Origin of the sequence: Streptomyces dangxiongensis (assembly GCF_003675325.1) — a bacterium.
GTDB lineage: Bacteria > Actinomycetota > Actinomycetes > Streptomycetales > Streptomycetaceae > Streptomyces > Streptomyces dangxiongensis.
Map to the genome: position 1 here is coordinate 6,393,354 of NZ_CP033073.1, position 20,968 is coordinate 6,414,321.

Sequence of the window (20,968 nt, forward strand, 5' to 3'; positions counted from 1 at the left end):
ACCAGGTCACTCGGGGGGCATCCCATGCAGCCCAACACTCTGCTCGACGCCATCCTGGACGAGGCGGGGATCTCGCACGCCGGTCTCGCCGCCCACGTCAACCAGGCGGGACGCGCCCGCGGTCTCGCGCTGCGCTACGAACACACCGCGGTGGCCCGGTGGCTGAAGGGGCAGCGGCCCCGTGGTCAGGTGCCCGACCTGATCTGTGAGGTGCTGGCGGCGCGGCTGCACCGGCAGGTCACGCTCGACGACATCGGCCTCGGTGTGCCCGGTGGGCCGAGCACCCCGCATACCGGCTCGCTCAACGGGTTCGTGGAGCGGGCCACCGCGTTGTGGCGGTCCGACGAGCAGCAGCGGTCCCACGTGCTCGGGGCGCCCGCCGTCACCGGGACCCCTGCCGTGATGCCGGTGTGGGAGTGGGAGAACCCGCCCGAGGACGTCGACGTCTCGCGGGGCGGCCGGCACGCGGTCACCGCGTCCGACATCGAGATGCTCCGGGCCGCCCGCGCGCACTACGAGCAGCTCTACCGCAAGGCGGGGGGCATCGCGACCCGGATCCGGGTCGTCGGCTTCCTCAACGCCGAGGCCGCGCCGCTGCTGCGCGGCGGCTACACCGACGCCACCGGCCGCCAACTGCACCGGGCGACCGGCGGGCTGGTGGCGATCGCGGGCATCTGCGCGTACGACTCCGACGCGCACGGGCTCGCCCAGCGCTACTTCCACCAGGCGCTGCGCCTGGCCAAGGCCAGCGGGGACCGGGGACTGGGGGCGTATGTGATAGCCCTGCTGGTCAACCAGTCGCTGTTCATGCGGGAGTACCGGCAGGCCGTCGCCTTCGCCGAGGCCGCGCTGCGCACCGCCGGCCGGCACATCACCCCGGCGCTCGCCTCGGATCTGTACGCGATGCAGGCCAAGGCGTACGCGCACCTCGGCGACAGCGGCAGCGCGCTGCACTGCATCCGGCGCGCGGAGACGGCGGCCGGGCGGATCCGGCGGGGGCACGAGCCGGACGAGACGGGGTACGTCCAGCCGGGGCTCGTCAACGTACAGGTGGCCGAGGCGCTGCTCAGTCTGGGGGATCTCGGCGCCGCGCGGGAGCACGCGGCGGCAGCCGTCGACAACCCGGCGCACGACCGGGGGCGGGTGCACCGGCTGGCCATGCTGAGCACCATCGAGCTGCGCCGGGGCAACGCCGACCGGGCGGCGGCCACCGCCGTGCAGATGGCCGAACAGGCCTGCGGAATGGAATCCCAGCGGCTGCGGGACAGACTCCGCGCGGTACGTGACCATCTGCTGCGGTGCGGCTCGGCCGGCACCGCCGAAGCCGCCGAACTCATCGACGGGGCACTGCGCGTACCGCTGTAGGCCCACTGCGGGCGCACCGTCCCTGCTGCGATATTGCCACTTACTCAGCGGAAGGTGGCAGAACCGTGCAGTGGACGAAACAGAACGAACAAACGGTGTATGAGAACCGCTGGTTCAGTGTCAATCTCGCAGATGTCGAGCTGCCGGACGGCCGGCACCTGGACCACTTCGTGATCCGGCTGCGTCCCGTGGCGGTGGCGACGGTGGTCAACGAGGCGAACGAGGTGCTGCTGCTGTGGCGGCACCGGTTCATCACCGACACCTGGGGGTGGGAACTGGCCGCGGGTGTCGTCGAGGACGGCGAGGACATCGCGCGCGCGGCGGCCAGGGAACTGGAGGAGGAGACCGGCTGGCGGCCGGGGCCCCTGCACCACCTCATGAGCGTGGAGCCGTCCAACGGCCTCACCGACGCCCGGCACCACATCTACTGGTCGGAGCGGGGCGAGTACGTCGGACACCCCGTGGACGACTTCGAGTCGGACCGGCGGGAATGGGTCCCCCTCAAACTCGTGCCCGACCTGATCGCCCGCGGGGAGGTCCCGGCCGCCAACATGGCGGCCGCCTTACTCCTGCTGCACCACCTCAGGCTCACCGAGGACCAGCACCACCTCGGGGCCGCCGAGGACTAGTGGGCCGTCATCGCCTGCCAGATCGTCGCGGCGAGCGCGCCGAGCGCGGTCAGCGCGGCGAGCGAGGGCAGCGGCCAGCGCGTGTGTTCCAGCGAGGTCAGCCGGGAGTTCAGCTCGTCCAGCTCCTTGGCGGTCTCCTCGGTGCGGTGACGCTGCAGCGCCAGTCCGCCCTCGACGCGGGCGTAAGCCACGTCGAGGCGGCGCCGTAACTCCGCGAGTTCTCCATGGATCACGGGATGCTCCGGATCGACGGTCACAGGTCCGTTCCTCTCGGTAGTCGAAATGGATGATTCCGCTTCCCTTGCATGCGCATGGAGAGTCAACTCGCCTGGTGGGCGCGTGGGGAGCGTGTGCGACGGGCATATGCGTGCCCGTCGCGCACACGGTGTGTGAAACGGACGGGCCCGGCACCGCATCCGGTGCCGGGCCCGCAGGGCGTCGCTCTCGGTGGTCAGCCGTAGGTGTAGAAGCCGGAGCCGGCCTTCCGGCCCAGCCGGCCCGCCTCGACCATGCGCTGGAGCAGCGGGGGAGCGGCGTACAGCGGCTCCTTGTACTCGGCGTACATGGAGTTGGCGATGGAGACGATGGTGTCCAGACCGATCAGGTCGGACAGCTTCAGCGGGCCCATCGGGTGGGCGCAGCCCATCTCCATGCCGTTGTCGATGTCCTCGCGGCTAGCGATGCCCGACTCGAACATCCGGATCGCCGACAGCAGGTACGGCACGAGCAGCGCGTTCACCACGAACCCGGAGCGGTCCTGGGCGCGGATGGCGTGCTTTCCCAGCACCTTCTCGGCGAAGAGCTGGGCGCGGCTGAGGGTGCCCTCGGAGGTGGTGAGCGCCGGGATCAGCTCGACTAGCTGCTGCACCGGTGCCGGGTTGAAGAAGTGGATGCCGACGACGTGGTCCGGCCGGGAGGTGGTGACCGCCAGCTTCACCAGCGGGATGGAGGAGGTGTTGGAGGCCAGGATCGCGTCCGTCCGGGTCACCACCTGGTCGAGCACCTGGAAGATCTCGGTCTTGACCTGCTCGTTCTCGACGACGGCCTCGATCACCAGATCCCGGTCGGCGAACTCGCCGAGGTCGGTGGTGAAGCTCAGGCGCGCCTGCGTGGCGTCCCGGTCCTCCTCGGTGATCTTGCCGCGTTCGGCGGCCTTGCCCAGGGAGTTGAACAGCCGGGTGCGGCCGATCTCCAGGGCTTCGCCGGTGGTCTCGGCGACCTTCACGTCCAGTCCCGCGCGGGCGCACACCTCGGCGATGCCCGCGCCCATCTGGCCGCAGCCCACGACCCCGACGCGCGCAATGTCTCCCCCTGGGATGCCCGTCACATCGTCCCCTTCGCTTCTCCGGCTCGCTCGGCAGGCCTCCGGGTTCGGCGCCTGCTCCGATCGTGCACGTTACCGCCAAGTATCGATGATCGATCGCCCGGGTGGGGGCATTCTGGGACGCGAGACGATCCGTGACGAGGCGGATCCGAAGCGTATGGGGGTGTGCGGATGGGACGCATGTCACGGCGGACCTTCACGCTGGCCGCGCTGTCCACGCTGGCCGCGGCACCGGCCGGGGCCGCGCGTGCCGCGGGCCCGGCACCCGGCGGCGCGGGCGGGGCCGCCGTCGCGGCGCCGGGCGCGCACCCGGTCCCGTCCCGGCTGCCACGGGCCACGGCGGAGATGCGCGGTGTCTGGCTCGCGACGGTGGCCAACCGGGACTGGCCCTCCCGCCCCGGCCTCCCGGCGAGCACCCAGCGCAAGGAGCTGATCGCCCACCTCGACCACGCGGCCCGCCGCCGGCTCAACACGGTCGTCTTCCAGGTACGGCCCACCGCCGACGCCCTCTGGCCGTCGCCGTACGAGCCCTGGTCCGAGTACCTGACCGGCACGCAGGGCAGGAGCCCCGGCTGGGACCCCCTCGGCACCGCCGTGCGGGAGGCCCACGCGCGGGGCCTGGAACTGCACGCCTGGTTCAACCCGTACCGGATCGCCAACCACACCGACCCGGGCCGGCTGGCCCCCTCCCACCCGGCCCGCCGGCACCCGGACTGGGTGGTGCCCTACGGCGGCCGGCTGTACTACAACCCCGGCCTGCCCGAGGTCCGCGCCTTCGTGCGGCGCGCCATGCTCGACGCGGTCGCCCGGTACCCCGTCGACGCCGTCCACTTCGACGACTACTTCTACCCCTATCCGGTCGCCGGCCAGACCTTCGACGACGAGGACGCCTACGACCGGTACGGCGGCGCCTTCCCCGGCCGGGCCGCCTGGCGGCGGCGGGACAACATCGACAAGCTGGTGCGGGAGACGGCGGCGGACATCCGGCGCGTCCGGCCCGGCACCCGGTTCGGGATCAGCCCCTTCGGGGTGTGGCGCAACGCCTCGACGGACGCGCGCGGCTCCGAGACCCGGGCGGGGGTGCAGACGTACGACGACCTCTACGCGGACACCCGCAAGTGGGTCCGCGGCAACTGGATCGACTACGTCGTGCCGCAGCTCTACTGGCACATCGGCTTCGCCGCCGCCGACTACGCCGAGCTGGTGGCCTGGTGGGCGGAGGTCGCCCGGGGCACGGGGACGCGGCTGTACGCCGGCGAGGCCCTGTACAAGGCGGGTGCGGCCGGTCAGCCCTCGGCCTGGCAGGACCCGGTCGAGCTGTCCCGGCACCTGACCCTCGCCGCGCGGTACCCGCAGGTGCGCGGGCACGTGTTCTTCGCCGCCAAGGAGGTCGCGGCCGATCCGGCCCCGGGGCGATGGCACGGGTGGTCGCCGACCACTACCGGCGGCCGGCGGTGCCACCGCGCTGACCTACTGCTGTCTCCGGTCCTCGGGATGACGGACCTCGCAGTCGGGGCCGGGGGACATCACGGCCTCCCGCCCGTCCGCGAAACGGACCCGGTAGGGCGGATTGCCCTCCTGGCCCATCACTTCGACCACTTCCGTGACCTGGTCGTGCTGGCCGACCACCCTGCCGTGCTGGACAAGGCGGTCGCCCTTGGATGCGTGCATCTGACGGGCCCTCCTCACGATCACGACCGCTGTGTGACGGCGATGCACACGAGCACCGCGACGGCGGTCAGCGGGGCGGCCGCCGTGAAGCGCTCGCCCAGCAGCAGCGCCGACCACACCAGTGTGAGCAGGGGCTGTGCCAACTGCAACTGGCTGGCCCGGGGGATGCCGATGGCCGCCATCCCCCGGTACCAGACGACGAGACCGAGGAACTGCGAACCCAGCGCCACCCACAGCAGACCGGCGATGCCGTGCCCGGTGAGGTGCACGGGCTCGTACGCCAGCGCGAGCGCGGCGGCCGGCAGGCTGAGCGGCAGGCACAGCACGAGCGCCCAGCCGATGACCTGCCAGCCCGGCATGACGCGGGCCAGCCGGCCGCCCTCGGTGTAGCCGGCCGCGCACACCAGCAGGGCCGCGAAGAGGAAACCGTCGGCGGCGGTGAGCGTGCCGCCGCTCTGGGCGAGGGTGAAGGCGATCACGGCCGCCGCGCCGGCGACGGCCGCCAGCCAGAACCGGCGGGAGGGGCGGGCGCCCGTGCGCAGGGCCGAGAGCGCGGCGGTGGTCAGCGGCAGCAGCCCCACCACCACGGCCGCGTGCGCGGTGGTGGAGGTCTGCAGGGCGAGCGTGGTGAGCATCGGGAAGCCCAGCACCACGCCGGCGGCGACCACGGCGAGACCCGCGAGATGGCGGCGGGCCGGGAGCCGTACGCGCAGGGCCAGCAGGCAGCCGCCGGCGACGACGGCGGCCAGGACCCCGCGCACCGCCACCAGGGACCAGGGGCCGAAGCTCTCCAGTCCCCAGGCAGTCGAGGGGAACGTCAGCGAGAAGGCGACCACACCGAGGGCGGCCTGGAGGGTGCCGAGGCCCCCGGACTCCCGGGGAGCGGTGACCGCTATCGGGCTCGCCGTAGTAGCGCTACTCTGGGTTCTCATGCATCAGCGTAGCAGCGTGGCTGAACTGGCCGAACAGTTGCGGCGGGACCTCGACCGCTATCCCGTCGATGGAAAGCTGCCGTCGAGCCGGGCGCTCGTCGAGCGGTTCCGGGTGAGCCCGGTGACCGTCTCCCGGGCCCTCGCCCAGCTCGCAGCCGAGGGACTCGTGGTCACCCGGCCCGGTGCCGGTGCCTTCCGGGCCCGGCCGCACGCCACGCAGGCTCCCGCCGGGGACACCTCCTGGCAGGAGGTCGCGCTGAGCGCCGACGGCGCCGCCGACCTCGTCCCCCGCACGGTGGACGCCACCGGGGTCACCGTCTCGCTGGCCGCGCCGCCGCCCGGGGTGCTGGAGTTCAACGGCGGCTACCTCCACCCCTCCCTGCAACCCGAGCGGGCCATGGCGGCGGCCCTGGCCCGGGCCGGACGGCGGCCCGGCGCCTGGGGGAGACCGCCGCTGGAGGGGCTGCCGGAGCTGCGGGAGTGGTTCGCGCGCGGGATCGGCGGGGCCGTCACCGCGGCCGAGGTGCTGATCGCGGCGGGCGGCCAGGCCGCGCTGGCCACGGCCCTGCGCGCCCTCGCCCCGCCCGGCGCCCCGGTCCTCGTGGAGTCGCCCACCTATCCGGGCATGCTCGCCCTGGCCCGCGCGGCCGGTCTGCGCCCCGTCCCGGTGCCCGTGGACCCCGACGGGGTACGCCCCGGACTGCTCGCGGACGCCTTCCGGGCCACCGGCGCCCGGGTCTTCGTCTGCCAGCCGCTGTTCCAGAACCCGACCGGCGCCGTCCTGGCACCCGCCCGGCGCGCCGAAGTCCTGCGCATCGCCCGGGAGGCCGGCGCCTTCGTCGTCGAGGACGACTTCGTCCGCCGGCTGGTGCACGCCGACGCGGGACCGCTGCCCCGCCCGCTGGCCGCCGACGACCCGGACGGCGTGGTCGTCCACGTCGGCTCGCTCACCAAGGCCACTTCGCCCAGCTTCCGGGTCAGCGCCCTGGCCGCGCACGGCCCCGTCCTGGAGCGCCTGCGCGCCATCCAGGTCGTGGACAGCTTCTTCGTGCCCCGGCCGCTCCAGGAGGCCGCCCTGGAACTCGTCGGCTCCCCGGCCTGGCCGCGCCATCTGCGCGCGCTCTCGGCCGAGCTGCGCACCCGCCGGGACGCCATGACGAGCGCGCTCGCCCGGCAGTTGCCCGAGCTGGCCCTGCCGCACATCCCCTCCGGCGGCTACCACCTGTGGCTGCGCCTGCCCGACGGCGGCGGGGGCGCCTCCCCGGCGCTCGGCTCCGGAGCGGAGACGGCGCTGGCCGCCGCCGCCCTGCGCGCGGGCGTCGCCCTGACCCCCGGCCGCCCCTACTTCAGCGCCGAACCCCCCGCCGCCCACCTCCGGCTGAGCTTCGCCGCGGTCGCCGGCACCGGGGAGATCGCGGAGGGGGTACGGCGGCTCGGGGCGGCCTGCGCCGAGGTGCTGGGAAAACCGCTGGTCCCGGCGCGGCCGGACCTGTGAGGATCACCGCATGAGCGACACACCCGGCCTTCCCGAGGGCTACGAGTTCTCCGCCGACCCGGCCCGCGTCGATGTCGGCCGCGTCCACGGCTGGCTGTCCGCCGACGCGTACTGGGCGATCGGCCGCCGGCGGGAGCAGCATGAGCGCGCGATGGCGTCCTCGGTCAACTTCGGGGTGTACGAATCGACTTCGGGCCGGCAGGTGGCGTACGCGCGCGTGGTGACCGACCACGCGCTGTTCGCCTGGCTCGCGGACGTGTACGTCGACCCGTCCGTGCGCGGCGGGGGCATCGGCACGGCGTTCGTCGGCCGGATCCGCGACCACCTGAGGCCCCTCGGCGTGCGCCGGCTGCTGCTCGCGACACGGGACGCGCACGGCGTGTACGAGAAGCTCGGGTTCCGTGAGCTGGACCGACCGGGGGAGTGGATGATCCACACCTTCGCACCGGAGGCCGGGTGAGGGGGGCCGTACGGGCCGTACCGGCCGCACTCCTCGGGTAACTCCCAGGTAACTCCTCTTGACCTGGTCCCCCGGGCGGCCCACCATCACGGCATGCCACTGAGGGTCACGTTCGTCGCCGCCGCGCGCGGTCCCTCCCTGCTCGCGGAGCGCTTCGAGGACGACCGGCCGCTGGACGGGGCCGGCTGGGACGAGGTGCAGCGCGTCGCCGGGGACCTGCTGCCGCTGGCGGCGGCCGAGCTGCGCTACTGCTCGCCGACCCCGCGCAGCCGGGCCACCGGTGACGCCCTGGGGTACGCCCCGCTGGTCCAGCCGGCGCTGCGCGACTGCGACATGGGCCGCTGGCGCGGCCTGACGCTGGGCGAGGCGATGGCCCGGGAGCCGGACGCGGTGGACGCCTGGCTGGCCGATCCGTGGTCCACCCCGCACGGCGGCGAGTCCCTGCTGGTGTTCATCTCCCGGGTCGGCGGCTGGCTGGACACCCGGCCGGCGGACGACGGCGGCCGGATCGTCGCGGTGGCCGAACCGTCGGTGATCCGCGCGGCCCTCGTCTACGCCCTGAAGGCGCCCCCGTCCACCTACTGGAACATCGACGTCCGTCCGCTGTCCACGACCACGGTCACGGGCCGCTCGGGCCGCTGGAACCTCCGCCTCGACGGGGGCGGCGCTCAGGCCTCGCGCGCGTAGTCGGTGATGAGGACGAGGTCCTTCGCCGGCCCGCCGACCCGCCAGACCGTGCGCCAATGGCCGGCGTCCCGGACGGTGAACACGCCCCGGTAGAGGTCGGCCGCGCAGGGGTGGTCGGCGACGTGCCGCCCGGAGGTCAGGTCCAGCGCGTGGAAGGGCCGCCCGTCCGCGAACCGCACGTCCGCCCGGCCCGGCGTGGGCCCCGGCAGGAACCGCAGGGTCCGCGTGGCCGGCCGCGCCACGCCCTGCCAGGTGAAGGTGCCGGACTCCGTGTGCAGCAGTCCGCCGCCGTCCAGCGGGCTGAAGACGGTCTCCCCGGTGAAGTGTCCGGTGTCCCCGCTCGCCAGGTCCCGCACGCTCCGCTCGGCCCGCCAGCGTCCGGCGAGATGCGCCAGCAGGTCGGCCACGGGCCACAACTCGTCCAACGTGCTCCCTCTCCGCCCGTCCCACCGAGCCCGCCCCATTGACGTGCTCATACCCCTTCCCTATCTTGCCGTTCGAAGTGCTGACCACAGTCTGATATTTCGAACATCGAGCCGCGGAGTATCCATGTCACGCACCGCCCGCTGGAGACTCGGCCTGGGAGCGAGCGCCGTCCTGCTCGCCGCCACCGTCCTCCCCGCCCCCGCCCACGCCGAGGACGTCACCGACTACGCGATCACCGTCGATCCCTCGGCCACGGGGCCGAAGATCGACAGGACGATGTACGGCGTCTTCTTCGAGGACATCAACCGCGCCGCCGACGGCGGCCTGTACGCCGAACTGGTCCAGAACCGGTCCTTCGAGTACTCCGCCGACGACAACACGGCCTACACCCCGCTGACCGCCTGGACGGTCTCCGGCGCCGCACGGGTCGTGGACGACTCCGGCCGCCTCGGCGACCGCAACCGTGACTACCTCTCCCTGGGCGCCGGTTCGTCCGTCACGAACACCGGCTACAACACCGGCGTCGCCGTGCGGGACGGCCAGAAGTACGACTTCTCGGTGTGGGCCCGCGCCGACGCCGGCACCACGCTGACCGTGACCCTCCAGGACGCCGGCGGCACGCTCGCGACCGCCCGGCGGATCACCGTGGGCACACACGGCTGGGCCCGCTACCGTGCCGCCTTCACCGCGACCCGCACCAGCACCACCGGCCGGCTCACCGTGGCGTCCCGCGCCGCCGCGGCCCTGGACATGGTGTCCCTCTTCCCCCGCGACACCTACCGGCACGAGCCCAACGGCCTGCGCAAGGACCTCGCCGAGAAGGTCGCCGCCCTGCACCCGGGCTTCGTCCGCTTCCCCGGCGGCTGCCTGGTCAACACCGGCTCCATGCAGGACTACAGCGAGGCCTCCGGCTGGCAGCGCAAGCGCGCCTACCAGTGGAAGGACACGGTGGGCCCGGTCGAGGAACGCGCCACCAACGCGAACTTCTGGGGCTACAACCAGAGTTACGGCCTCGGCTACTACGAGTACTTCCGCTTCGCCGAGGACATCGGCGCCATGCCGCTGCCCGTCGTCCCGGCCCTGGTGACCGGCTGCGGCCAGAACCGGGCCGTCGACGACGACGCACTGCTCGCCCGGCACATCCAGGACACCCTGGACCTCATCGAGTTCGCCAACGGCCCGGCGACCTCGAAGTGGGGGAAGGTCCGCGCCCGGATGGGCCACCCCAGGCCCTTCCACCTCACCCACATCGAGGTCGGCAACGAGGAGAACCTGCCCACCGAGTTCTTCGCCCGCTTCACCCGGTTCCGCGCGGCGATCCAAGCCGCGTACCCGTCCATGCAGGTGATCTCCAACTCCGGCCCCGACGACTCCGGCCAGACCTTCGACACGGCCTGGAAACTCAACCGGGACGCCGGGGTCGGCCTGGTCGACGAGCACTACTACAAGAGCCCCCGGTGGTTCCTCCAGAACAACCACCGCTACGACTCCTACGACCGCTCCGGCCCCAAGGTCTTCCTCGGCGAGTACGCCTCCCAGGGCAACGCCTTCAGGAACGGCCTCGCCGAGGCGGCGTACATGACCGGCCTGGAACGCAACGCGGACGTGGTCCGGCTGGCCTCCTACGCACCGCTGTTCGCCAACGCGGACGCCGTGCAGTGGAGCCCCGACATGGTGTGGTTCGACAACCACGCCTCCTGGGGATCGGCCAACTACGAGGTCCAGAAACTCTTCATGACCAACGTCGGCGACCGGGTGGTGCCCAGTACGGCCACCACCACCCCGGACGTGAGCGGACCCCTCACCGGCGCCGTCGGCCTGTCCACCTGGGACACCGCCGCCGCCTACGACGACGTGCGGGTCACCGCGGCCGACGGCAGCACACTGCTGAGCGACGACTTCTCCGGCGACGCCGCCCGGTGGACGCACACCGGCACCGGTAGCTGGTCCGTCCGGGACGGCCGGTACGTCCAGAGCGACGACAGCGCCGAGAACACCATGGTCCAGGCCGGTGACCCGCGCTGGCACGACTACGACCTGCACGTGAAGGCCACCAAGACGTCCGGCAAGGAAGGCTTCCTCGTCGCCTTCGGGGTCAAGGACACCGGGAACTACTACTGGTGGAACATCGGCGGCTGGAACAACACCCGGTCGGCGGTCGAGCAGACCGCGGACGGCGGCAGGGCCACGCTGCTGTCCGGGGCCGGATCGGTGGAGACCGGCCGCACCTACGACATCCGCGTCACGGTCCGGGGCCGTCAGGTCACCCTCTTCCTGGACGGCCAGGAGTGGGGCCGCTTCACCGACGACAAGCCGGCCGAACCGTTCCGCCAGGTCGTCACCCGGGACGCGCGGACCGGCGAGCTGATCGTCAAGGTCGTCAACGCCCGCTCCGCCGAGGCCCGCACGGCCATCGACCTGGGCGGCACCCGGGTCGCCCCCCGCGCCCGCGTGACCACGCTCGCCGCCGCACCGGACGCGGTCAACACCGGGACGTCCACCCCGGTCGCCCCCCGGACGTCGGTCTTCACCGGAGCCGCCGGCCGGTTCACGTACACCTTCCCGGCGAACTCCATCACCTTCCTCAGGATCAGGGAGAAGTAGGCGCCCCGTCCGCGGGCTGCCGCCCGGCCGGCAGCAGCCCGCGCTCGGCGAACACCTTCTTCGCGACGAAGGTGGCGTTCAGCGCCCTGGGGAAACCGCAGTAAGTGGCCGAGTGCAGCAGCGCCTCCACGATCTGCTCCGGGGTGAGCCCCACGTTCAGCGCCGCGTTGACGTGCACCTCGAGCTGGGCCTCGCAGCCGCCGAGGGCGGTCAGCATGCCCAGGGTGACCAACTGGCGGTCCCGGGGCGCCAGCTCGGGCCGGGCGTAGATCTCGCCGAATCCCCAGGCGACGATCTGGTGTCCCAGCTCGGGGCTGATGTCGGCGAGCGAGTCGATGACCCGCCGGCCGGCCTCGCCGTCGACGGACTCCAGTACCTCCAGGCCATGGGCGAAACGTTCGTCACGGGTGGTGCTGCGTCGGTCGCTCATGACCTGAACCGTAGGGGTTGGAGCGCACTCCAGGTCAAGCCCGGCGCGGGTCGAGTCGGCCGGCCCCGCTTCACTCCGGTAACACCTTCCGTGAATCCCCGGTTCTCCGGGACACCGGGGAATTCACGCACTGTTCTCCTTGTGCGGAATATCCCGGCCCACTTTGCGATGAGTACACAACCATCGGGAAAAGGCTCCCGTCTCACTCGGCGAAAACCGCGAAGTGAATTCCGCTGGGAGCCTTTCCGCACATGGACCGTCCGACCCCGACCGACATGCCGCGCCGGGCCGCCGCCCTGCTCGCCGCGGCCGTCACGATCACGGCCCTGTGCGCCGGCGACACACTGGCCCGCAGCTACCCCTTCGGCCCCCGCACCCGCAGCGTCAACGACCTGGGCAACCAGTACGTGCCCTTCCACGCCCACCTGTGGGACCTGCTGCACGGCAGGGCCGACGGCGGCCTCCTCGTCAACTGGCGGTCCGGCTACGGCACCAGCTTCCTGCCCGACCTCGGCACCTACCTCGGCAGCCCCTTCGCCCCGCTCGTCGCCCTCTTCCCCCGCGACCGGATCGACCTCGCCGTCTACGCCGTCACCCTCCTGAAGACCGCGTCCGCCGCCGCGGCCATGGCCTGGCTGCTGCTCACCCTGCGGCCCGGCCGCTGGTGGGCGGCGGCCCTGCTCGGCACCTCCTACGCCCTGTGCGGCTGGAGCGTGGCCGACGCCTCCTACAACCCGATGTGGCTCGACGGCCTGATCGCCCTGCCCCTGCTGTGCCTGGCGGGTGAGTGGGCGCTCGACGGACGCCGGCGGGTCCTCGGCGTGCTGACCGTCGCCCTCGCCTGGACCGCGAACTTCTACACCGCCTACATGGCCACCCTCGGCGCCGCGCTGGTCCTGCTGCTGCGCCTGCTCCTGGCCCGCCCGCCCCGCCGGCAGGCGCTCGCGGCGGCCGGCCGCGCCACCCTCACCACCGTGCTCGGTGTGGGCCTCGCCGCCCCGCTCGTGACGGTCGTCTACCTCGGCACCCGGCACGCCTACCCCGGCCGCGTACGACAGTTCGCCCCGGTGCCCGCCGAGGACGTGGCGGCCCGGCTGCTCCCCGCCACCTACGGCTTCGGCTCCCCGGCCCTCTACGTCGGCGTCACCGCCCTCCTCCTCGCCCTCGCCCTGCCCTTCCACCGAGCGGTCCCCGCCCCCGTCCGCACCGGCTGGACCGCGCTGGTGCTCGCGGTGGCCCTGTCCCTCCAGTGGGGCCCCACCCATCTGCTCTGGCACGCCTTCGCCACCCCGCAGGGCAGCCCCTACCGGCAGGCGTTCGTGCTGTGCGGGCTGCTCGTCCTCGCCGCCTGGCACGCCCTGGCGCACGGCCTCCCGGACCGGCGCGCCCTCGGCGCCGCGGCCGCGCTGCTCGCCCTGATCACGGCCCTCGCGGCCCGCAGCAGCCTGGTGCGGGTATGGACCTGGCCGGTGCTGCTGCTCGCCGTCGCCGGGTCGCTGGGCGGGCTCCTCCTCCTGGTCCGCTCCGGGCGGCGCGGCCGGCTCGCCGGGCTGGCCGTCGTCCTGCTGCTCGGCACCCAGTGCGGCGAGGCCGCCGCCACCTCCGCCGTCGCCGCCCGGCTGCGCCTGGGGCACCTGGACGACTACGCGCCCTGGGGCGGCCGGCAGGAGCGGCAGGCGGCGGCGGTCGCCGGGGCCGACGGCTGGCCCCGCCACCGCACCGACCCCGGCCGCGAACAGACCGTCGGCAACGACCCGATGCTGGTGGGAGGCCAGGGCGCCGCGTACTACAGCAGCCTGACCCCGGACGTCCTCAGCCGCACCCTCACCGCCCTCGGCGGCGGCTGGACCTCGCGGGGCCGCAGCGTGCAGAGCCTGGACAACGCGGTCACGGACGTGATCTTCTCCGTCGGCGCCCGGGTCCACTCGCCGCCCGACCCGCACCGGACGCACCTGCCGGGGGACGGCGGCCCGGTGACCGTGACCCGGCAGGACGTGCCGCCCCTGGTGACCGTCCGCGCCACGCCCGGCACGAGGACGTTCGGGGCGTCGCCGTACCGCAACCAGGAACTGCTGCTCGGCAGCCGCGTCTACACCGTGCCCCGCGTCAGCGTCCACGACGACCGCGGGCGGCCGGTGCCGTCCGGCCGGGTCGGCACCGGCACCGCCGTGTCCGCGCCGACGTTCACCGCCCGGTGCCCGGCCGGCACCCGGGTCCACCTGTGGGCCCCGCACTTCTCCGGCACCGCACGGCTCACCGGCGCCGGGCGCGCTGTCCCGTTCCGCTACGCGTTCCCGCGCAACCGGGCCGCCATGGCACCCCTCGGCCCGGCCCCGGCCACCGGACGGGTCCGCGTCGAGCTGGTCCCCGACCGGCCCGGCCGCATCCCGGCCGGCGCCGTCGGCTGCCTGGACACCGCCCGGCTGCGCTCCGCCGCCGCCCGGCTGAAGGCCACCGGCGCCACCGAGGTCGCCGTCTCCGGCGGCACCGTACGGGCCCGGCTGCCCGCCGGCAGCAAGGGGATCGCGGTCCTGGCCGTCCCCCGGATCGCCGGCTGGCGGTGCGCCGCGGGCGACGGCCCCGAACGGCCCGCCGCCGCCTTCCACGGCCTGACCGCCGTACCGCTCGACGCCCACTCCACCCGTGTGACCTGCACCTTCCACCCACCCGGACTGCGGCTGGGCATGACGGCCGGGGCCACCTCGCTGACGGCCCTCGTCCTGCTCACCGCCCTCACCGCCGTCCGCCGCCGGCGCGCCCAGGCACCGGCCACGACCACATCACCGCGCGAGCGCGTGACCACCGCTGTCCGACCGCGCCCAGGGGGAGACCCGCCATGCTGATATCGATCGTCGCGCCCTGCCACAACGAGGAGGACGTCCTCGCCCGCTTCCACTCGGAGGTCCAGCGGGTCGCCGAGGAACTGCTGCCGCTCGGGCACGACATGGAGTTCGTGTACGTCGACGACGGCAGCCGCGACCGTACCCTCGCCGTCCTGGAGGACCTGGCCGGCGCCGACTCCCGGGTGCGCTACGTCTCCTTCAGCCGCAACTTCGGCAAGGAGGCGGCCCTGCTCGCCGGTCTCCGGCACGCCTCGGGCGACTCGGTCGTCGTCATGGACGCCGACCTCCAGCACCCGCCGGAGCTGATCCGGCGCATGGTCGAACTGCGCGAGCAGGGCCACGACCAGGTCATCGCCCGGCGCACCCGCACCGGCGACCGGCTCGCCCGCACCCTCGCCGCCCGCCTGTACTACCGGATCGTCAACCGTCTGGTCGACGTCGAACTCGTCGACGGCGTCGGCGACTTCCGGCTGCTGTCGCGCCGTGTGGTGGACGCGGTCCTGGGCCTCACCGAGTACAACCGCTTCTCCAAGGGCCTGTTCGCCTGGGTGGGTTTCCCGAGCGTCACCTTCACCTACGGGAACGCGGCACGGGGGGCCGGCCGCAGCTCCTGGTCCCTGCGCGGCCTGCTCGACTACGGCCTCGACGGCGTGCTGTCCTTCAACAACCGCCCCCTGCGCGCCGCCCTCTGGCTCGGCCTCGGCCTGCTGCTGTGCGCGAGCCTGTACACGGCCTGGATCGTGGGCGCGGCGCTCGTCAACGGCGTCCGGACGCCCGGGTATGTCACCATCATCACCGCGGTCACCGCGCTCGCCGGGGTGCAGATGGTCATGCTCGGTGTCATCGGCGAGTACACCGGCCGCATCTACTACGAGGTGAAGGGCCGCCCGCACTTCCTGGTGAAGGCGACCAACGTGGAACGGACGAAGGACCTCATCCCGTGATGCCGAATCGCTCGCTGCCCCGCCAGATAGTGGCGTTCGCCGTGGTCGGTGCGGTGAACACGGCCACCTACTACGGGCTTTATCTGCTGTTCCTCATCCGGCTGCCGTATCTCGCCGCGCACACCCTGGCATTCACGCTCAGCATGACCGGCTCCTTCTTCCTCAATGCCCGCTTCACCTACCGGACGCGGCCGACCTGGCGGAAGTTCCTGCTGTTCCCGCTGACGAACGTGACCAATTTCGTGATCACGACGGCCGGGGTCTATCTGATCGTGGACGTCCTCCACGCCGGTCACCGCTACGCGCCCCTCCTGGCCTCGGCGGCGGCGATCCCGGTGACGTTCGTCGTGTCCCGCCGCGTGATGCTGCCGGCCGCCAAGCCCGCCGCGCCTGCCGGGACGGGCGACTCCGGCGGGGTCCGCGGCACCGCCGACGCCGCGTGAGCGGGACGCGGACCTCGGGGCCGGGCCGTGTCAGGGCCCGTCGGTCGCGCCCGGCGCGGTAGTACCGTGCCCGTGCCGCGGGCGCGCGCCGCCCGACGGCCTCCGGGCACTCCGCACACCCGTCTCCCCGGCCGCCGGCCGGGCGGACTGCCCGCGTGGACCGGGTGGGCCGCCCTCGCGGCGGGAGCCGTGTGCCTCGCGGGGAGCGCGGTCTCCGTCGCCCGCTCCGGCTGGCCGGCACCGCTGTCCCCGCCCTCCGTCACCCCCTTCGTCCTCTTCTGGCCGCGGGTGGCCGGCGTCAGCGTGGTCATGCTGCGGCTGCCCACCCGAAACCTGCCGGGAGGCGAGGGCTGACCACACCGCCGGCACGGACGGCTTTCGGCGGTGCGTTGCATAGTCCTGCATAGCTGCGTATAGTCATGCCATCCTGAGGAGGGTGGACATGGCGGTACGTGTGGCAGTGGCCGGAGCGAGCGGATACGCGGGCGGAGAGGTCCTGCGCCTGCTCCTCGCACACCCCGAGGCGGAGATCGGCGCGCTGACCGGCAACTCCAACGCCGGACAGCGGCTCGGCGCGCTCCAGCCGCACCTGCTGCCGCTGGCCGACCGCGTCCTGACCGAGACCACGCCCGAGGCGCTCGCCGGGCACGACGTGGTCTTCCTGGCACTGCCGCACGGGCAGTCCGCGGCCGTCGCCGAACAGCTCGGCCCGGACGTCCTCGTGGTCGACATGGGCGCCGACTTCCGGCTCGCCGACCCGGCCGACTGGGAGACCTTCTACGGCTCCCCGCACGCCGGTACCTGGCCCTACGGCCTCCCCGAACTGCCGGGCGCCCGCACCGCGCTGGAGGGGTCCCGGCGCATCGCGGTGCCCGGCTGCTACCCCACCGCCGTCACCCTCGCCCTGTTCCCGGCCTACGCGGCCGGACTCGCCCGGCCGGAGGCGGTGATCGTCGCCGCGTCCGGCACCTCCGGCGCGGGCAAGGCGCCCAAGCCGCACCTGCTCGGCAGCGAGGTCATGGGCTCCATGGCGCCGTACGGCGTCGGCGGCGGCCACCGGCACACCCCCGAGATGATCCAGAACCTCAGCGGCGTCGCGGGGGAGCGGGTCGCGGTGTCCTTCACCCCGACCCTCGCGCCGATGCCCCGCGGGATCCTCGCGACGTGCAGCGCCGCCGCGGAAGAAGGGGTGACCGCGCAGTCCCTGCGGACCGCGTACGAGAAGGCCTACGCCGAAGAGCCCTTCGTCCACCTGCTGCCCGAGGGCCAGTGGCCCGCCACGGCGTCCGTCCACGGTTCCAACGCCGTATCGGTGCAGGTCGCGTACGACGCCGCCGTGGACCGCATCATCGCGATCAGCGCCATCGACAACCTGACCAAGGGCACCGCGGGCGGCGCCGTCCAGAGCATGAACATCGCCCTCGGTCTCCCCGAGACCACCGGACTTTCCACGATCGGAGTCGCACCGTGAGCGTCACGGCAGCCAAGGGATTCACGGCGGCGGGCATCGCCGCCGGGATCAAGGAGAACGGCAACCCCGACCTGGCCCTCGTGGTCAACAACGGGCCCCGCCGTGCCGCCGCCGGCGTCTTCACCTCCAACCGTGTGAAGGCCGCGCCGGTCCTCTGGTCCGAGCAGGTCCTCAAGAGCGGCCAGGTCTCCGCCGTCGTCCTCAACTCCGGCGGCGCCAACGCCTGTACGGGCCCCAAGGGCTTCCAGGACACCCACGCCACCGCCGAGAAGGCCGCCGAGGTGCTCGGCCGCGGCGCCGTCGAGGTCGCCGTCTGCTCCACCGGGCTCATCGGCGTGCTGCTGCCCATGGACAAGGTGCTCACGGGCCTGGACACGGCCGCCGCCCAGTTGTCCGAGCACGGCGGCGAGAAGGCCGCCATCGCCATCAGGACCACCGACACCGTCCACAAGACCGCCGTGGTCAGCGGGGACGGCTGGACCGTGGGCGGCATGGCCAAGGGCGCCGGCATGCTCGCGCCGGGCCTCGCCACCATGCTGGTCGTCCTCACCACCGACGCCGACCTCGACAGCGCCACCCTGGACAAGGCCCTGCGCGCCGCCACCAGGGTCACCTTCGACCGGGTCGACTCCGACGGCTGCATGTCCACCAACGACACGGTGCTGCTGCTCGCCTCCGGCTCCGCCGGTGTCACCCCCGGGTACGCGGAGTTCGCCGAGGCCGTACGGCAGGTCTGCGACGACCTCGGCCGGCAGCTCATCGGGGACGCCGAGGGAGCCAGCAAGGACATCAGGGTCGAGGTGATCAACGCCGCGACCGAGGAGGACGCCGTCGAGGTGGGCCGCTCCATCGCCCGCAACAACCTCCTCAAGTGCGCGCTGCACGGCGAGGACCCCAACTGGGGCCGGGTCCTGTCCGCGATCGGCACCACCCGGGCCGCCTTCGAGCCGGACCGGCTGGGCGTCGCCATCAACGGCGTCTGGGTCTGCAAGAACGGAGCCGTGGGCGAGGACCGGGACCGGGTCGACATGCGCTACCGCGAGGTGCACATCGTCGCCGACCTCGCCGCGGGCGGCGAGACCGCGACCATCTGGACCAACGACCTGACCGCCGACTACGTCCACGAGAACAGCGCCTACTCCTCATGAGCACTCGCAAGCACACGGCCCTGCCGAAAGCCCAGATCCTCATCGAGGCACTGCCCTGGCTGACCCGGCACCACGGCAAGACCGTCGTCATCAAGTTCGGCGGCAACGCCATGGTGAACGAGGAGCTGAAGGCCGCCTTCGCCCAGGACGTCGTCTTCCTGCGGCACGCCGGCCTCAAGCCGGTCGTCGTGCACGGCGGCGGCCCGCAGATCAGCGCCGCCCTCGACCGGCACGGCATCGTCAGCGAGTTCAAGGCGGGCCTGCGCGTCACCACCGACGACGCCATGGACGTCGTACGGATGGTCCTCGCCGGGCAGGTGCAGCGCGAACTGGTCGGCCTGCTCAACCGGCACGGCCCGCTCGCCGTCGGCATCACCGGCGAGGACGCGCACACCATCACCGCCACCCGGCACACCCCCGAGATCGACGGCGAACCGGTCGACATCGGACGGGTCGGCGAGATCACCGCGATCGACACCGGCGCGATCGAGGCCCTGCTGGCCGACGGCCGCGTCCCGGTCGTGTCCTCCATCGCCCGCTCCCAGGACGACGGGCACGTCTACAACGTCAACGCCGACACGGCGGCCGCGGCACTCGCCGCGGCACTGGGCGCCGAGACCCTCATGGTCCTCACCGACGTCGAGGGCCTCTACGAGGACTGGCCGCGCTCCGACGAGGTGATCAGCCGCCTCACCGCTTCCGAGCTGGAGAAACTGCTGCCGGACCTGAGCGCCGGCATGGTGCCGAAGATGGAGGGCTGCCTGCACGCCGTGCGCAACGGCGTGACCACCGCCCGCGTCATCGACGGCCGGGTCCAGCACTCGATCCTGCTGGAGATCTTCACCGACGAGGGCATCGGCACCATGGTCGTGCCGGACGAACAGGGGGAGTCATGACCGACCAGGGGCTGACCGCGCGCTGGCAGGGCGCGCTCATGAACAACTACGGCACCCCGCGCCTGCCCCTCGTTCGCGGCGCGGGCCTGAAGGTGTGGGACACCGACGGCCGGGAGTACCTCGACTTCGTCGGCGGCATCGCCACCAACGCCCTCGGCCACGCCCACCCCGCGATCGTCGAGGCCGTCAGCGGCCAGATCGCCTCCCTCGGCCACATCTCCAACTTCTTCATGGCCGAGCCCACCGTCACCCTGGCCGAACGGCTCCTCCAGCTCTTCGGCCGGGAGGGCCGCGTCTTCTTCTGCAACTCGGGCGCCGAGGCCAACGAGGCCGCCTTCAAGATCGGCCGGCTCACGGGGCGCACCCACATGGTCGCCACCGGCGGCGGCTTCCACGGCCGTACGATGGGCGCCCTCGCGCTCACCGGCCAGCCCGCCAAGCAGGACCCGTTCCTGCCCCTGCCCGGCGACGTCACCCACGTACCCTACGGCGACGCCCAGGCGCTCGCCGCCGCGGTCACCGAGGACACCGCCCTGGTGATCCTCGAACCGGTCCAGGGCGAGAACGGCGTGGTCGTGCCCCCGGCCGGCTACCTCAAGGCGGCCCGCGCGATCACCGCCGCCACCGGTGCCCTGCTCGTCCTGGACGAGGTGCAGACCGGCGTCGGCCGCTCCGGGAACTGGTTCGCCTACCAGGCCCACGAGGGCGTCCTCCCCGACGTCGTCACCCTCGCCAAGCAACTCGGCGGCGGACTGCCGCTCGGCGCCACCGTGGCCTTCGGCCGGGCCGCCGAACTGCTCCGGCCCGGCCAGCACGGCACCACCTTCGGCGGCAACCCCGTCGCCTGCGCCGCCGGGCTCGCCGTCCTCGACACCATCGCCGACGAGGGCCTGCTGGACAACGTCAAGCAGCAGAGCGAGAGGTTGCGGGACGGCATCGAGTCCCTGGACCACCCGTTGATCGACCATGTCCGGGGCGTGGGCCTGCTCCTGGGTATCGTGCTCACCGGGCCGCGCGCACCACAGGTGCAGCAGGCGGCCCAGGAGGCCGGGTTCCTGGTGAACGCGCCCGTCCCCGACGTCGTACGGCTCATGCCGCCGCTGAACCTCCGCGACGACGAGGCGGGTGCCCTGCTCCAGGCACTGCCCGGCATCCTCGAGCAGGCCGACGGGGACGGACGATCCGGGGAATGAGACGACG

Annotated in this window: 20 protein-coding genes and 1 pseudogene; 15 read left to right on the top strand and 6 right to left on the bottom strand. The window is 73.1% G+C overall.

Going from position 1 to position 20,968, the window contains the following annotated elements:
• The first annotated feature begins 24 nt into the window (after positions 1 to 24).
• Positions 25 to 1,365, top strand: coding sequence for a transcriptional regulator (locus D9753_RS28910; protein ID WP_121789678.1), 1,341 nt, complete (start codon positions 25 to 27; stop codon positions 1,363 to 1,365).
• Positions 1,366 to 1,430: 65 nt separating this feature from the next.
• Entirely contained in the window at positions 1,431 to 1,994 is a 564-nt protein-coding gene (locus tag D9753_RS28915) for an NUDIX hydrolase (RefSeq protein WP_121789679.1), read from the top strand.
• Here D9753_RS28915 and D9753_RS28920 read toward each other — a convergent pair.
• The gene (locus D9753_RS28920; RefSeq protein WP_121789680.1) at positions 1,991 to 2,251 is read right to left on the bottom strand and encodes a hypothetical protein; all 261 of its coding nucleotides are present in this window, start codon (positions 2,249 to 2,251) and stop codon (positions 1,991 to 1,993) included. The two genes, D9753_RS28915 and D9753_RS28920, sit on opposite strands and share 4 nt — an antisense overlap.
• A 194-nt stretch (positions 2,252 to 2,445) precedes the next feature.
• On the bottom strand, positions 2,446 to 3,321 hold the full coding sequence (locus D9753_RS28925; RefSeq protein ID WP_121789681.1) for a 3-hydroxybutyryl-CoA dehydrogenase: 876 nt from the start codon (positions 3,319 to 3,321) through the stop codon (positions 2,446 to 2,448).
• Between the two features lie 168 nt (positions 3,322 to 3,489).
• Between D9753_RS28925 and D9753_RS28930 the strand changes: the two are divergent.
• Positions 3,490 to 4,787, top strand: a pseudogene (locus D9753_RS28930) (glycoside hydrolase family 10 protein).
• A gap of 1 nt (position 4,788) precedes the next feature.
• Here the strand turns inward: D9753_RS28930 and D9753_RS28935 are convergent.
• Both D9753_RS28935 and D9753_RS28940 read right to left on the bottom strand, forming a co-directional pair.
• Positions 4,789 to 4,989: a DUF1918 domain-containing protein gene (locus tag D9753_RS28935; protein ID WP_121789682.1), complete on the bottom strand. Its 201-nt coding sequence runs from the start codon at positions 4,987 to 4,989 to the stop codon at positions 4,789 to 4,791.
• Between the two features lie 20 nt (positions 4,990 to 5,009).
• Positions 5,010 to 5,921 (bottom strand): DMT family transporter, encoded by a 912-nt coding sequence (locus D9753_RS28940; protein WP_163010817.1) that lies wholly within the window; start codon positions 5,919 to 5,921, stop codon positions 5,010 to 5,012.
• On the opposite strand from D9753_RS28940, the gene D9753_RS28945 reads away from it, so the two are divergent.
• The 3 genes from D9753_RS28945 to D9753_RS28955 all read left to right on the top strand — a co-directional run bounded on the left by D9753_RS28945 (position 5,920) and on the right by D9753_RS28955 (position 8,563).
• Positions 5,920 to 7,416 (top strand): aminotransferase-like domain-containing protein, encoded by a 1,497-nt coding sequence (locus D9753_RS28945; RefSeq protein WP_205614289.1) that lies wholly within the window; start codon positions 5,920 to 5,922, stop codon positions 7,414 to 7,416. The two genes, D9753_RS28940 and D9753_RS28945, sit on opposite strands and share 2 nt — an antisense overlap.
• A 10-nt stretch (positions 7,417 to 7,426) precedes the next feature.
• Positions 7,427 to 7,876, top strand: a complete 450-nt coding sequence (locus D9753_RS28950) for a GNAT family N-acetyltransferase (protein ID WP_121789684.1) — start codon at positions 7,427 to 7,429, stop codon at positions 7,874 to 7,876.
• A gap of 93 nt (positions 7,877 to 7,969) precedes the next feature.
• On the top strand, positions 7,970 to 8,563 hold the full coding sequence (locus D9753_RS28955; RefSeq protein WP_121789685.1) for a histidine phosphatase family protein: 594 nt from the start codon (positions 7,970 to 7,972) through the stop codon (positions 8,561 to 8,563).
• On the opposite strand, the gene D9753_RS28960 is transcribed toward D9753_RS28955, so the two are convergent.
• Positions 8,545 to 8,988 carry a DUF6314 family protein gene (locus tag D9753_RS28960; protein ID WP_121789686.1) on the bottom strand — a complete coding sequence of 148 codons (444 nt, stop codon included), beginning with the start codon at positions 8,986 to 8,988 and terminating at the stop codon, positions 8,545 to 8,547. The genes D9753_RS28955 and D9753_RS28960 overlap by 19 nt on opposite strands.
• 124 nt (positions 8,989 to 9,112) lie before the next feature.
• On the opposite strand from D9753_RS28960, the gene D9753_RS28965 reads away from it, so the two are divergent.
• Entirely contained in the window at positions 9,113 to 11,593 is a 2,481-nt protein-coding gene (locus tag D9753_RS28965; protein WP_121789687.1) for an alpha-L-arabinofuranosidase C-terminal domain-containing protein, read from the top strand.
• Here the strand turns inward: D9753_RS28965 and D9753_RS28970 are convergent.
• Complete coding sequence (locus tag D9753_RS28970) at positions 11,580 to 12,023, bottom strand: carboxymuconolactone decarboxylase family protein (RefSeq protein ID WP_121789688.1); 444 nt, start codon at positions 12,021 to 12,023, stop codon at positions 11,580 to 11,582. The two genes, D9753_RS28965 and D9753_RS28970, sit on opposite strands and share 14 nt — an antisense overlap.
• A 251-nt stretch (positions 12,024 to 12,274) precedes the next feature.
• Between D9753_RS28970 and D9753_RS28975 the strand changes: the two genes are divergently transcribed.
• The 8 genes from D9753_RS28975 to D9753_RS29005 all read left to right on the top strand — a co-directional run bounded on the left by D9753_RS28975 (position 12,275) and on the right by D9753_RS29005 (position 20,961).
• Positions 12,275 to 14,866: a YfhO family protein gene (locus D9753_RS28975; RefSeq protein WP_205614290.1), complete on the top strand. Its 2,592-nt coding sequence runs from the start codon at positions 12,275 to 12,277 to the stop codon at positions 14,864 to 14,866.
• On the top strand, positions 14,860 to 15,810 hold the full coding sequence (locus tag D9753_RS28980) for a glycosyltransferase family 2 protein (RefSeq protein WP_121789689.1): 951 nt from the start codon (positions 14,860 to 14,862) through the stop codon (positions 15,808 to 15,810). The genes D9753_RS28975 and D9753_RS28980 overlap by 7 nt, the downstream gene beginning before the upstream one ends.
• Positions 15,810 to 16,253, top strand: coding sequence for a GtrA family protein (locus tag D9753_RS28985; RefSeq protein WP_121789690.1), 444 nt, complete (start codon positions 15,810 to 15,812; stop codon positions 16,251 to 16,253). Before D9753_RS28980 ends, D9753_RS28985 begins: the two co-directional genes overlap by 1 nt.
• A 72-nt stretch (positions 16,254 to 16,325) precedes the next feature.
• On the top strand, positions 16,326 to 16,607 hold the full coding sequence (locus tag D9753_RS36725; protein ID WP_163010818.1) for a hypothetical protein: 282 nt from the start codon (positions 16,326 to 16,328) through the stop codon (positions 16,605 to 16,607).
• Positions 16,608 to 16,695: 88 nt separating this feature from the next.
• The gene (gene argC, locus D9753_RS28990) at positions 16,696 to 17,724 is read left to right on the top strand and encodes an N-acetyl-gamma-glutamyl-phosphate reductase (protein ID WP_121789691.1); all 1,029 of its coding nucleotides are present in this window, start codon (positions 16,696 to 16,698) and stop codon (positions 17,722 to 17,724) included.
• A complete protein-coding gene (argJ, locus tag D9753_RS28995; protein WP_121789692.1) occupies positions 17,721 to 18,872 on the top strand; it encodes a bifunctional glutamate N-acetyltransferase/amino-acid acetyltransferase ArgJ in 1,152 nt (383 codons plus the stop codon). Before argC ends, argJ begins: the two co-directional genes overlap by 4 nt.
• Positions 18,869 to 19,768 (top strand): acetylglutamate kinase, encoded by a 900-nt coding sequence (gene argB, locus D9753_RS29000; RefSeq protein ID WP_121789693.1) that lies wholly within the window; start codon positions 18,869 to 18,871, stop codon positions 19,766 to 19,768. Before argJ ends, argB begins: the two co-directional genes overlap by 4 nt.
• Positions 19,765 to 20,961 (top strand): acetylornithine transaminase, encoded by a 1,197-nt coding sequence (locus D9753_RS29005; RefSeq protein ID WP_121789694.1) that lies wholly within the window; start codon positions 19,765 to 19,767, stop codon positions 20,959 to 20,961. Before argB ends, D9753_RS29005 begins: the two co-directional genes overlap by 4 nt.
• Positions 20,962 to 20,968: the final 7 nt, after the last annotated feature.